This is a genomic window from Bhargavaea ullalensis (assembly GCF_042432615.1).
Classification (GTDB): Bacteria; Bacillota; Bacilli; order Bacillales_A; family Planococcaceae; genus Bhargavaea; species Bhargavaea ullalensis.
In genome coordinates, this window is sequence record NZ_JBHLWY010000021.1 from 1 (window position 1) to 12,138 (window position 12,138).

At 58.1% G+C, this 12,138-nt stretch carries 14 protein-coding genes; 8 read left to right on the top strand and 6 right to left on the bottom strand.

From position 1 onward, the window contains the following. Positions 1 to 103: 103 nt before the first annotated feature. Genes ACFFIY_RS05420 through ACFFIY_RS05430 form a run of 3 tightly spaced genes read right to left on the bottom strand, consistent with a single transcriptional unit; the run spans position 104 to position 1,807 of the window. On the bottom strand, positions 104 to 673 hold the full coding sequence (locus ACFFIY_RS05420; protein WP_354197823.1) for a DUF7010 family protein: 570 nt from the start codon (positions 671 to 673) through the stop codon (positions 104 to 106). A gap of 31 nt (positions 674 to 704) precedes the next feature. Next, on the bottom strand, positions 705 to 1,496 hold the full coding sequence (locus tag ACFFIY_RS05425; protein WP_354197821.1) for an SGNH/GDSL hydrolase family protein: 792 nt from the start codon (positions 1,494 to 1,496) through the stop codon (positions 705 to 707). Beyond that, positions 1,493 to 1,807: a nucleotide pyrophosphohydrolase gene (locus ACFFIY_RS05430; RefSeq protein ID WP_354197819.1), complete on the bottom strand. Its 315-nt coding sequence runs from the start codon at positions 1,805 to 1,807 to the stop codon at positions 1,493 to 1,495. The genes ACFFIY_RS05425 and ACFFIY_RS05430 overlap by 4 nt, the downstream gene beginning before the upstream one ends. Before the next feature lie 89 nt (positions 1,808 to 1,896). On the opposite strand from ACFFIY_RS05430, the gene ACFFIY_RS05435 reads away from it, so the two are divergent. From ACFFIY_RS05435 to ACFFIY_RS05450, 4 genes are all read left to right on the top strand, one after another. Further along, on the top strand, positions 1,897 to 2,490 hold the full coding sequence (locus ACFFIY_RS05435; protein ID WP_354197817.1) for a DNA-3-methyladenine glycosylase: 594 nt from the start codon (positions 1,897 to 1,899) through the stop codon (positions 2,488 to 2,490). Positions 2,491 to 2,552: 62 nt separating this feature from the next. Beyond that, entirely contained in the window at positions 2,553 to 3,071 is a 519-nt protein-coding gene (locus ACFFIY_RS05440) for a type 1 glutamine amidotransferase domain-containing protein (RefSeq protein ID WP_354197815.1), read from the top strand. Positions 3,072 to 3,193: 122 nt separating this feature from the next. Then, positions 3,194 to 3,526, top strand: a complete 333-nt coding sequence (locus ACFFIY_RS05445) for an ArsR/SmtB family transcription factor (RefSeq protein WP_354197813.1) — start codon at positions 3,194 to 3,196, stop codon at positions 3,524 to 3,526. Then, entirely contained in the window at positions 3,523 to 4,818 is a 1,296-nt protein-coding gene (locus tag ACFFIY_RS05450) for an arsenic transporter (RefSeq protein ID WP_354197811.1), read from the top strand. Before ACFFIY_RS05445 ends, ACFFIY_RS05450 begins: the two co-directional genes overlap by 4 nt. Before the next feature lie 232 nt (positions 4,819 to 5,050). Here the strand turns inward: ACFFIY_RS05450 and hmpA are convergent, their stop codons facing one another. Further along, positions 5,051 to 6,235: an NO-inducible flavohemoprotein gene (gene hmpA, locus ACFFIY_RS05455; RefSeq protein ID WP_354197809.1), complete on the bottom strand. Its 1,185-nt coding sequence runs from the start codon at positions 6,233 to 6,235 to the stop codon at positions 5,051 to 5,053. Between the two features lie 211 nt (positions 6,236 to 6,446). On the opposite strand from hmpA, the gene ACFFIY_RS05460 reads away from it, so the two are divergent. The 3 genes from ACFFIY_RS05460 to ACFFIY_RS05470 all read left to right on the top strand — a co-directional run bounded on the left by ACFFIY_RS05460 (position 6,447) and on the right by ACFFIY_RS05470 (position 8,872). Then, on the top strand, positions 6,447 to 6,890 hold the full coding sequence (locus ACFFIY_RS05460; protein WP_354197807.1) for an RrF2 family transcriptional regulator: 444 nt from the start codon (positions 6,447 to 6,449) through the stop codon (positions 6,888 to 6,890). A gap of 51 nt (positions 6,891 to 6,941) precedes the next feature. After that, entirely contained in the window at positions 6,942 to 7,871 is a 930-nt protein-coding gene (locus ACFFIY_RS05465) for a manganese-dependent inorganic pyrophosphatase (protein WP_354197805.1), read from the top strand. A gap of 140 nt (positions 7,872 to 8,011) precedes the next feature. Beyond that, entirely contained in the window at positions 8,012 to 8,872 is an 861-nt protein-coding gene (locus tag ACFFIY_RS05470) for a YitT family protein (protein ID WP_354197803.1), read from the top strand. A gap of 88 nt (positions 8,873 to 8,960) precedes the next feature. Here ACFFIY_RS05470 and ACFFIY_RS05475 read toward each other — a convergent pair whose 3' ends face one another. Further along, the gene (locus ACFFIY_RS05475; RefSeq protein ID WP_354197801.1) at positions 8,961 to 9,749 is read right to left on the bottom strand and encodes an AAA family ATPase; all 789 of its coding nucleotides are present in this window, start codon (positions 9,747 to 9,749) and stop codon (positions 8,961 to 8,963) included. Positions 9,750 to 9,859: 110 nt separating this feature from the next. Next, complete coding sequence (locus tag ACFFIY_RS05480; RefSeq protein WP_354197799.1) at positions 9,860 to 11,233, bottom strand: FAD-dependent oxidoreductase; 1,374 nt, start codon at positions 11,231 to 11,233, stop codon at positions 9,860 to 9,862. Between the two features lie 144 nt (positions 11,234 to 11,377). On the opposite strand from ACFFIY_RS05480, the gene ACFFIY_RS05485 reads away from it, so the two are divergent. Then, entirely contained in the window at positions 11,378 to 12,013 is a 636-nt protein-coding gene (locus ACFFIY_RS05485; protein WP_354197797.1) for a DsbA family oxidoreductase, read from the top strand. The last annotated feature ends 125 nt before the right edge of the window (positions 12,014 to 12,138 follow it).

Consider the following 12,138-nt stretch of genomic DNA (forward strand, 5'->3'; position numbering starts at 1 on the left):
AAATATCCACTAAAATGACAAAACGACCCCAAAAGATTTCTTTTGGGTCCGTTTTGTCTACAGTCTGAGCACCCGCGAAGGGTGCTGTTTTTCAAAGCGGCCGTCAAGCGACCTTTCTTTCCGGCAGTCCGATGCCGGTTTTCTTTCTGTAATCGAGCCACAGCCACATGTTCAGGGCCATCAGCAGCAGGGCCATTGTGAGCGGGATCAGCCATCGGACGGAAGAGTCGCCGTTCCAGCCGATGACCGTGACGGCGATGGCCATGGCCGGTGCGAGGAAGTAATACGCTTTTGTCATGTAGACCCAGCCGTAAGGGAACAAATGCGCACCCGTGATGACGGCAAAGATGAGCAGCATGGTCTCCGGATGCACGCCGAATGCCCAGAAGACGAGCGGGAAATACATGAACTGGGCGACGTTCAGGATGAGCCCGAGGCTGCCGAGCGGATTTCCCTCCGATTTCCAGTCTGTCTTCAAGAGTGAGGAAAGGCCCACGGCAAGCGGAAACATGATGCCGGACAGGACAAACAGGCCGATGTTTTGCAGTTCGAGTTCTACGGGAAGAGAAAACCAGACGGTGGCCAAAATCCAGACAGTCATGCCGGACAGCAGAAACGGCAGTCCGTTTTTATTGCGAAGCGCCAGGTCTTGCCTGAGTTCATTCAGATCCATGCGAAACTCCCCCTTTAAATGATGGCCCGTGTCAGCGGGTCGTCAGATGCGGCCAGAGAATATCGGCCCAGATGGCGTATCCGAGGTCGTTCGGATGGATGCCGTCTTTCAGAGTGTCCGGAAGCGCGATGTCCCGGTTTTGCATTTCGGCAAGCATTTCGTCGTGTACGTTCACGTAGTCCCAGCCTTGGTCGCGGATGAACGCTTCCGTGCCGTATACGTAGTCGGTGAAGCGGAGTCCGAGCGCGTTGACGGGCGGCCCGAATTGATTGTCCGTGCACGGGTTCGGCGAAAGGAAGACGATCCGGGCTTCGGGCAGGGCGCCGGTGTACAGTTCGTGCAGCCGGCGGAGCGAGTCGTATGTGTCTTCGAGCGAGACGTTTTTATTGTGGTTGTTGATCACGGATGTTTCGATGACCAGGACATCCGGTTTTGCGGCGAGGATCGGCGCGGTCACTTCGTCCTCGAGCAGCCGGACGGATGTGTAGCCGGAGTGGCCGAAGTTGCCGATTTTCAAGTGCTTGAGCGCCGGATAGGCGAGGCGGAGCTTTTGTTCGGTGAGTCCCCGCCATGTATACGCCTGTGCCGTGGCGCCGGTGCCGCGCGTGACGGAGCTGCCGGTGACGGCCATCCGGGCTTCTCCCGATGAGAGCGCACGGTAGACGAGATAGTCTGCGACTGGCTGCCCCGGATTTAAAAACGGATCGACCGCTTCGATCCTGGCCACGTCCGCTGCGGCGCGGCCGCCCCTGCCGTCCGGCTTGAATAAAAGCAGCAGGGCCCCGACTGCGGCGGCGACGATGATCCATCTCATGCGCTTCATCGGCGGGCCTCCTGTTCCGGTGCCGGGTATTTGAGCGCATTCTTTTTCATCTTATGACGGGCGGCCTCTTCCAAATCAATGCCGAGCACATCGGCGAGCTGAAGAAGGTAAATGAACACGTCCGCCGCCTCGTCTTCGAGGGCCTCCCGGTCTTGCCGGAGCGCCTCTTCCCCGGAATTCCACTGGAAATGCTCGAGCAGTTCCGCCGCTTCAAGCGTAACCGAAATGGCCAGACTGCGGGCATCCCGGTTTCCGGACGTCCATCCCCGGTCTTCGTTGAAGGCCAGAATCTCATCTGTGAGTTGCTTCAAAGGTGCTTCCCCCTGTGCGGTTTTCTTGAGTATACAACAGATTCAAGAGACAATGTATGGAAGAATGTTTGAAAGTTGGAGGTGTGCCCATGTATCAGCCGATTGATCCCGAGTTCTTCCGGCAACCGGTCCTTGAACTGGCGCCTGCGCTGCTCGGACAGTATATTGTGCACGAGACGCCGGCCGGGCTGGCGGTTGCTCGGATTGTGGAAACGGAGGCGTATCACGGGCCGGAAGACCGTGCCGCCCACAGTTTCGGCAACCGCCGGACGAAGCGGACGGAAATCATGTTCGGGGCGCCGGGGCTTGTGTATACGTATCAGATGCACACGCACACGCTCATGAACGTCGTCGCCGGGCCTGAGGGAACGCCGCACGCCGTCCTTATCCGGGGCGCCGAGCCGGTTGACGGGCTGGAACTGATGAGGGAGCGCCGGGGAGATCAGCACCGCATTCCCGATTTGACGAACGGGCCGGGCAAGCTGTCGAAGGCGCTCGGTGTGACAATGAAATACTACGGCAATCTGTGGTACGAAGAGCCGCTGTTCATTGCGCCGGGACCCGGTCTTGGCGGGGAGTTGGTGACCGGACCGCGTGTCGGCATCCAGAACACCGGAGAAGCCGTCCATTACCCTTGGCGGTTCTACGAAGCGGGCAATCCGTTCGTTTCAAAATACCGTTGAGGTTTGGAAGATTGGCAGACGGGAATAGTACGGAGGTAGAAATCTTTTAAGGAGTGATCGGATTGGCTAAGATTGCAACGGTAATCACGAACATGTTCGAGGACTCGGAATATACCGAACCGGCAAAAGCATTCAAGGATGCCGGCCATGAAGTGGTCACGATCGAAAAAGAATCGGGCAAGCAGGTGAAGGGCAAGCAGGGCGAAGCAACCGTCACGATCGACAAAGGGATCGGCGATGTGAACGCACAGGACTTCGATGCCCTCTTCATCCCGGGCGGCTTCTCGCCGGACCAGCTCCGTGCGGACGAGCGTTTCGTCGATTTTGCGAAGGACTTCATGGATGCGAAGAAACCGGTCTTCGCCATCTGCCACGGTCCGCAGCTGCTCATCACGGCGAAATCGCTTGAAGGCCGCAACGCGACCGGCTATAAATCAATCGCACAGGATATGAAGTATGCCGGAGCGGACTATGCAGACAAGGAAGTCGTCGTCTGCCAGGACCAGCTCGTCACGAGCCGCCAGCCGGACGACATCCCTGCGTTCAACCGGGAGTCGCTGAAGCTGCTTGAAGGCAAGTGATCAATTATGTTCGAAAACGCGCCCGATGCGGCGCGTTTTTTTAGTTTGATGAAAAATAAGCCTTTACTTATGGATTGGGTCACCTTTATAATGAGCCGGTGTTCGATTTTGGAGGGATTCCGGTGGAGTTATCAGAACTTGAATCATTTTTGAAAGCGGCGGGGGATGGTACCCGCCTGAAAATATTACAGCAGCTGACCCAGGGGCCGGTGTGCATTTGCGACCTGACGCCGCTTGTCGGCTTGACGCAGCCGGCGGTGAGCCAGCATCTGAAACGGCTGAAGGAAGCGGGCATCGTCAAAGGAGAAAAGAGGGGGAGATGGACATTCTGGTCTCTCAACGGGGAACACCCGCTGCAGCCGGTCTTGCTTTACTTGCTGGCGAGACTCCGGAATCCGGAACAGACACTTGCCGGGCTTGAAGTGGCCTGGCGGGAAAGTGGCTGCAGCTCGTGACCGCCTTGCTGGCGGCGCTCATTTTCATTGTCACGCTTGTATTCGTCATCTGGCAGCCGCGCGGACTGTCGATCGGCTGGTCGGCGGTCTCCGGTGCGGCACTGGCACTCCTCGCAGGGGTCGTCAGTTTCCGGGATGTCCTCGACGTGACGGGCATCGTCTGGAATGCGACACTGACGTTCGTCGCATTGATCATCATCTCGCTCATCCTTGATGAAATCGGGTTCTTCGAATGGGCTGCACTCCATATGGCCCGGTTCGCGAAGGGGAGCGGGCTCCGGATGTTCGTGCTCGTTACGCTTCTCGGAGCGGCCGTTTCTGCCCTGTTCGCGAACGACGGAGCGGCGCTCATCATCACGCCGATCGTGCTCGCGATGATGCGGGCGCTTGACCTTAAAGACAAGCTGATCCTGCCGTTCATCATGGCGAGCGGATTCATCGCCGATACGACGTCTCTTCCGCTCGTCATATCCAATCTCGTGAATATCGTGTCCGCGGACTTCTTTGGCATCGGCTTCGCAGAGTACGCTTCGCGGATGGTCGTGCCGAACTTTTTCAGCCTGGCGGCAAGCCTGCTCGTTCTTTATCTGTACTTCGGCAAAAGCATTCCGAAGACGGTTGACGCATCCAAACTCGCCGAGCCCCGATCAGCAATCAAGGATGCCAAGCTGTTTCGGTTGTCGTGGGCTGTGATTGCGGTATTGCTCGCGGGCTATTTCTTGAGCGAAGTGATCGGGGTACCGGTGTCTTTGATCGCCATGGCTGTCGCGCTTCTGTTCCTCGGCATTTCCGCACCGAGCGAGGCTGTCGACGGGAGGGCGGTCATCAGGGCCGCGCCCTGGGCGATCGTCTTTTTCTCAATCGGCATGTATGTGGTCGTCTATGGACTGCGCAACGCGGGCCTCACCGATATGCTGGCTTCTCTCATCGAATGGACGGCGGCACATGGCCTGTATGCGGCGACCATTGGAATGGGCTTCATCGCAGCGATTCTGTCTTCGGTCATGAACAACCTGCCGACCGTCATGATCGACGCGCTTGCCATCGCGGATGCGGACGTGCCGGAACGGGTGAGGGAAGCACTGGTTTATGCGAATGTCATCGGTTCGGACCTCGGACCGAAAATGACGCCGATCGGTTCGCTCGCGACACTCCTCTGGCTGCATGTTTTGTCTTTGAAGGGTGTCAGGATTTCGTGGGGCTATTACTTCAAAGTCGGAATCGTGCTGACGGTTCCGGTGCTGATCGTGACGTTGACCGGGCTCTATCTTTGGCTGGAGTGGATGGGTTGAAGGTTCTCTGTGTGAATATCGTTCAGAAGGAGAAGAAATTTTCGAGACACCTGCGGGAAAAGCGTCAGGCGAAGGCCCCGCAGAGCGCAGCTCGAGGAGACTGAGCCGACGCCCGCGGTAAGCGAGCGGATTTCTTCGACTGATGGAGTTTAGGGACAATCGCAAAATATCACCATACAAAAAAGCCCCCGGCCGGGAAGTTTCTTCCGGCCGGGGGCTCGCTTGTTTGATGTTAAGCAGTGACGGCTTCGAGTTCAGCGGCAGGGCCGAAGAATTCGTAGTGGATTTTCTCCATCGGTACGCCGAGTGCTTTCAGTTCGAAGATCATGGCGTTCATGAATGGTGCCGGGCCGCAGATGTAGACGTCGCTGCCGTCAAGGACGCGGCTTTCCAGGAAGTCGCGGTCGAGGAAGCCGTCCGTGTCGGAGTAGCGGACCGAGTACGAGGCGTTCTCGAGGCCGGCCGCCAATTCGCGGAGGTCGCCGTCGAATGCCTGAAGCTGCGGATTGCGGGCGGAGTGGATGAATGACACCGCGCGTTCCGGCTGGTTGTTCGTGATGTGATCGAACATCGACATCATCGGAGTGAGGCCGACGCCGCCGGAGATGAGTGTGACCGGAGTCACGGCTTCGGTACTCAGGTAGAATACGCCGGCCGGTGCGCTCACTTCGATCTTGTCGCCTTCGTTCACTTGGCGGTGAAGGTAAGTCGATACCTTGCCTTCCGGATTGCATTCGTCTTCACGCTTCACGGAAATGCGGAACATGTCTTCGCGAGGTGCGCGGGACAGGCTGTACTGGCGGATCATCGTGTACTTTTCGCCGGGAATCGAAACGCGGATCGTCAGGTATTGGCCGGGGATGTACGAAGGCACGCCTTTGCCGTCTGCAGGCTTCAGGTAGAAGGACGTGATGACGTCGCTTTCTTCCACTTTTTTCGCAACGACGAAGTCCTTGAAACCGTCCCAGCCGTTTTCCTGGTTGGCTGCTTCTTCATACATTTTCTTCTCTACGCCGATGAAGGCGTCTGCGATTGCTTCGTATGCTTCGCCCCATGCGCCGATGATTTCAGGAGTGGCGGCGTCGCCGAGCACTTCTTTGATGGCGCCGAGGAGATGGTAGCCGACGATCGGATAGTGCTCAGGGCGTACGTTGAGGCCGCGGTGCTTTTCGCCGATCTGGACGACGACCGGCACGATGGCTTCCAGGTTGTCGATATACTTGGCGGCTGCGAGGACGGTGTTGGACAGAGCCGTCTGTTGGCGTCCGCGGGATTGGTTTGCGTGGTTGAAGATATTCAGGAGCTCCGGATGAGCTTCAAACATGTTTTTATAGAAGACGGTCGTAATCGTTTTGCCGTGCTGCTCCAGGACAGGAACTGTGGATTTTACGATATCGATGGTTTGTTGGGAAAGCATTGCACTCTCACCTTTCGTCTGTGTGTTTTGTTCTTGAGTCAAGAATACTGCGGTCCGGCGCTTAAAGCAATATATAAAATACATGTTTAAATGGCTGTCGAAATTCAGCCACATTCCATTCAAAGAAAAGACAAATTTTCGGACATGGCGCTTTTCTTTATGGAATGAGCGACAGCGCTTATAATATGGATAGAAAGGTGAGTGACCATTCATGAGACTCACGATGTATACCGACTATTCCCTGCGCGTCCTCATGTACCTCGGGACAAAAGGGCCGGGGGAACTGTCGACGATCCAGGGAATTTCGGATGCATACGGCATTTCAAAAAACCATCTGATGAAAGTGACTCACGAACTCGGTAAAATGGGCTATGTCGAGACAATCCGGGGCCGGGGCGGCGGCGTGAGGCTTGCCGTTGCGCCGGAAGCGATCAATATCGGGGCGGTCGTCCGCCAGACGGAAGATGACTTCAACCTCGTCGAATGCTTCTCTTCCACGGCGAATCAATGCGTCCTCAGCCCGATCTGCGGCCTGCGCGGCTCGCTCAACCGGGCACTGCTTGCCTATCTGGCCGTGCTCGACGAATACACGCTCGCCGATTTCCTCATCAACAAAGAGGACCTCGCCGCCTTATTGTCGGCGGGCGAGTTATGATAAAATAAGTTTGGAAAATGAGAGACAAGACGGTCAGGAGTGAATGTTTCAATGGCAAAAGTACTGGTTTTCGGACATCAGAACCCGGACACGGACTCCATCACGGCGGCAATCGCCTACGCACATTTAAAGAAAGAACTCGGAATGGATGCGGAAGCGGTCCGCCTCGGCGAAGTGAACGACGAAACGGCCTACGCACTGGAGAAATTCGGTTTTGACGCACCGCGCCTCGTGAAAAAAGTGGCGGCGGAGGCCGAGGAAGTCATCCTCGTCGACCACAATGAGCGCCAGCAGAGCGCGGAGGACATCGCGGACGTCCGCATCCTCGAAGTCGTCGACCATCACCGGATCGCCAACTTCGAGACGGCCGACCCGCTTTATTACCGTGCGGAGCCGGTCGGCTGCACGGCGACGATTCTCAACAAACTCTACAAAGAGAACGGCGTCGACATTCCGAAAGACATCGCGGGCCTCATGCTGTCGGCGATCGTCTCCGACTCGCTGCTGTTCAAGTCGCCGACGTTCACGGAAGAAGACCGGAAAGCGGCGGACGAACTTGCGTCGATTGCAGATGTGGACGCGGAAGAATACGGCCTTGCCATGCTGAAGGCGGGTGCCGACCTGAGCAAGAAAACACTGGATGAACTCATCAACATGGATGCGAAAGAATTCGAGATGGGCGGCAAAAAAGTCGTCATCGCACAGGTGAACACAGTGGACGTGGATGACGTGCTGGGCCGCAAGGAAGAGCTTGAGGACCTGCTGTACCGCACGATCGCGGAGCGGGAGCTGTCCCTCTACATGCTCGCCATCACCGACATCCTCGAGAACGATTCCACGGTTCTCGTCCTCGGCAGCGAAGCGGATGCCGCATGCGGCGCATTCCACGCACCGCTCGAGAACAACCTCACGAAACTCAAAGGCGTCGTCTCCCGGAAAAAGCAGATCGTTCCGGTTCTGACTGCAGCCCTCTCTGAATAAGGTTCAAGCCCCCGGCCGCGATGCCGGGGGTTTTGATGTTCTGGGAGGGAGCTGAAATGATTTTCCCGGTCGCCCGGCTTGCAACCGTCCCCGCGGCTTTGGAATAATGAAAGCAGCAACCAGTGGGAGGAGGAGCCAGAATGAGCAGAAACAAACGGGTGGCGGATTCGCCGGTCGCCCAATTCATCATGATCACCATCGGGGCCGTGATCGCAGCGATCGGCCTGCAGCTGTTCCTCGTCCCGAACGAAATCCTGGACGGCGGCGTCATCGGCCTCTCAATCATCTTCTCGGAAATGACGCCGCTCTCCCTCAGTGTGTTCATCGTCCTGCTGAATATCCCGTTCTTGTTCCTCGGCTACAAACGGCTCGGACTCAAATTCACGGTCGAGGCGCTCTACGGCATTCTGGTCCTTTCCGTCGCCACAAAATTCTTCGAGCGGTTCGACGTCGTCACGCATGACCTGTTCCTCGCGACGATCATCGGCGCGGTCGTGCTCGGCGTCGGCGTCGGCCTTGTCATCCGGACGGGCGGCGCGCTCGACGGCACGGAAATCCTCGCCATCCTGATCAGCAAACGCCGGCCGATCTCGGTCGGCCAGATCGTCATGATCATGAACGTGTTCATCTTCACGCTCGCCGGGCTTCTCGTCTTTACATGGGAGACAACATTCTACTCGATGATCACGTACTTCATCGCCTCCAAAGTGATCGACATGGTCGTCGAAGGTCTCGACGAGTCACTGTCCGTCATGATCATCTCCGACCGTGCCGACGAACTGGCCCGCGGCTTCATTGACGAAATCGGCCGCGGCGTCACGTTCCTCCGTGGAGAAGGCGCCTTTACGACCGATACGAAAAAAGTCATCTACACGGTGGTCGACCGCCTTGAAATGGCACGAATCCGCACGATCATCCGAAATGTCGACCCCGATGCATTCGTCGTCGTCCAGCGCGTCAACGAAATTTCCGGCAGCAACTTTGAAAAAGAGGGCCATTAGGCAGACAAAAACCGGCACCCGTCACGGGAGCCGGTTTCATTTTTGATCGGAAGAAGTGCCGAAGCTTCTTCCGGCTGTGCGACTCGCGTCAGCCGAACAGATGCCGCAGGAACCGCTCCGGCGCATCCAGGAAATCCTTCGTCATCCGGACGTGTTCGATCTCATCAAAATCCACGGATTCGATCCGGCCGCCTTGGATTTCGTACAAGTCCGCTCCGGGAAATGCCATGAGGATCGGCGAATGGGTCGAGATGAGGAACTGGGCGCCCTGTGCGACCATGTCGTTCAGCATGGCGAGCAGGACGAGTTGTCTGGACGGGGAAAGCGGCGCCTCGGGCTCATCAAGGATATAGAAGCCGCCGGGGCGGAAGCGCGCCTGGAACAAGTCAAGGAAACTTTCGCCGTGGGAACGCTGCTCGAGCCCTTCGCCGTACAGGTTGCGCAGTTCTGAATATGTACGGGCATACGGCAAGATTTCCAGGCTGCCGGGATTGCGCTCCCGGATTTCCTCCATCGCCTCGCGGGCATCTTCGCGCATCCGGGCGACTTCGATCGTGTAGGTGACAAAGTCGAGCGCACGGAAGAAAAAGCCATTGCGCGTCTTCACCGACCAGGAAAGGGCAAGATGTTCCGCAAGTTCATGCGCATGGGCGAGCGACGCATTCCCTTCCATGGGCTCCCGGCTGATCAGGATGCTGTCGGCAGCCGCGGCGATTCCTTCGAGAAGCGTCGTCTTGCCGGTGCCGTTGTCGCCGGCTATGATCGTGACCGGCGTGCGGAAATCCATCCCGCCGAACTGGCGGATCACCGGCAGATCAAACGGGAACCGCCCGCTGTCCGGAAACGGCTTTTTCAGCCGGATGCTTTTCAGGATCATGACTCCGCCTCCTTTTTCTTCACTTTATCAGAAGAAGGCGCCAGTGTCCCATGCCCCCGGAAAACAAAACCGCAGGCGGGGCGCATCGCGCGTCCTGCCTGCGGTTTTGATCAAAGATCGAGCGGCTGGGTGGCCGGGCCTTCGAGCACGGAGCCGTCTTCGCGGAAGCGGGAGCCGTGGCACGGGCAGTCCCATGTCCGGTCGCCCTCATTCCAGCGGGTTTTGCAGCCCATGTGCGTGCACGTCGGAGAGTCGAGCCTCACCGTGTAGCCGGTGGCGAGTTCTCCGGCGACGAGGCCGCCGAGTTTCAGCCCCTGCAGGAGGAGCGAGCCGAAGCCGCTCCGTCCCGGGTCATACAGTTCGATCGCCGGATTGTTGCGCCCCGTGATGAGATCGCGGAGTATCCGGCCGGCCGCAAGGGAATTCGAGAGGCCCCATTTTCTGTAGCCGGTGGCGATGTATACATGGGGCAGGTTGTCTGAGATCCGGCCGACGTACGGCACCATGTCGGGCGTCTGCGGATCCTGCGCCGACCAGCTGTGCGTGATGCCCTTCAGGTGGAACAGGGTTTCCATGTCCTCGGAAAGCCGGCCGTATTCTTCATCGGTCTCTTTTTTCATGCCGGCGGTGTGGCTGCTGCCGGCGAGCATCATGTAGATCTTCCCGTCGATGTTCGCCGTGCGGACCGAGCGCTGCGGGGAGTCGACCGAAATGTACTGGTCCTTCAGCTCGCGGTCGGTCGGAGCGGCGGAGATGTAGGAACGGCTGACGGCGAGCTTCAGGATGTTCATGCCGCGGAGCCCTTCGATCGGGTAGTGGGTCGCGAGGATGAGTTCCTTGAATTCGACGTCGGCCCCGGTAGCGAGGAAGACGACCTTTTTCTTGAAGTCCATCGTGCGGACCGGTGACATCTCGTAGATGCGGGCACCATGGTCGGCGGCCGTCCGGGCAAGCCGCTGGCCGAAGCGGAGCGGGTGGATCTGGAGTTCGTCGTACATCGAAAGCGACGCCTGTACGGGGAACGGCAGCTCGGTCTCTTTGCCGAATGTCCCCTGGATGCCGATCTCCCGGTAGGCATCCCACTCCCTGCGCAGTTTTTCAGTGCCGTGGCGGGTCTGGGAAAACAGATAGGAGTCGGCCGATCTCGCTTCGCCTTCGCCGGCCATTTCCCCGCCGCGACGGACTGCTTCCTCATTGGCCTCAAAATAGGTCCTGGCCCCGTCCTTGCCGAACTTCTTCAGCAGATCGGCGTACACATAGCCATGCTGGGCGGTGAGCTTGCCGGTGGAATTGCCGGTCGTGCCGGCAAGGATCCGGTCGCGTTCAACGAGGACGACATCCTTGCCGGCCGCCGCAAGCTGTTCGGCGGCGGCCAGGCCGCTGATCCCCCCGCCGACGATGCAGACATCGCACTTGATCCGCCCCTGCGCCTGCGGGAATGAATCACGCGGATAGCCGGTATCAAGCCATAGGGATTGGGTCAATTCAATTTCCTCCATTCAGTGATCACTCAGTTTCACCGGGACACAAACAAAAGCCGACAAACAGCCTGCCGGGACAAAGCTGAAAAGTTGTCCGGCCGGCTGCAACACCTCTACAATGTAAGAAAAGAAAGAGGGGACCCACACATGAAAATCGAAGTATGGTCTGATTATGTTTGCCCATTTTGCTACATCGGTAAACGGAAACTGGAAAATGCCCTGAAGGAAACCGGTCTCGGCGACCGGGCGGAGGTTGTGTATAAAAGCTACCAGCTCGACCCGAACTCTCCGGATTCTTCCGAACATACGATGGCTTCGGCCGTGGCCGAGAAGTACGGCATATCACTTGAACAGGCGGAGGCTTCGAACGCGAACATTGGCGCAGCCGCCAAGGAAGTCGGGCTCGACTACGACTTCGACGGCATGCGTCCCGGCAACACGTTCAATGCGCACCGGCTCGCCAAGTGGGCGGAAGAGCAGGGCAAGGGTGCGGAAATGACGGAAAACCTGCTGCGGGGATATTTCACGGAGGGCAAAGCGATCGGGCTGAAGGACGTGCTCGCGGACATCGCGGCGGAAACCGGCCTCGACCGGACGGAAGCGCTGGCCGTGTTGGATTCGGACCGGTATGCGGGCGATGTCAGGGGCGACATCGGCGAAGCGGCGGCACTCGGCGTGCGCGGCGTCCCGTTCTTTGTCCTGAACCGGAAATACGCGATCTCCGGCGCCCAGCCGGACGAACTGTTCCGATCGGCGCTGGAAAAAGCGGCGGCGGAAGAGTGAAACACGGGAATTGCCGCACGGCGGGTCATGACGACTGCCGTGCGGTTTTTTGTCGGTCAATTCCGCCTCCTCCGGCGGTCCCGCGTGGCGCTTGTCAAAATCCGCGGCGCACAGCATACTATATA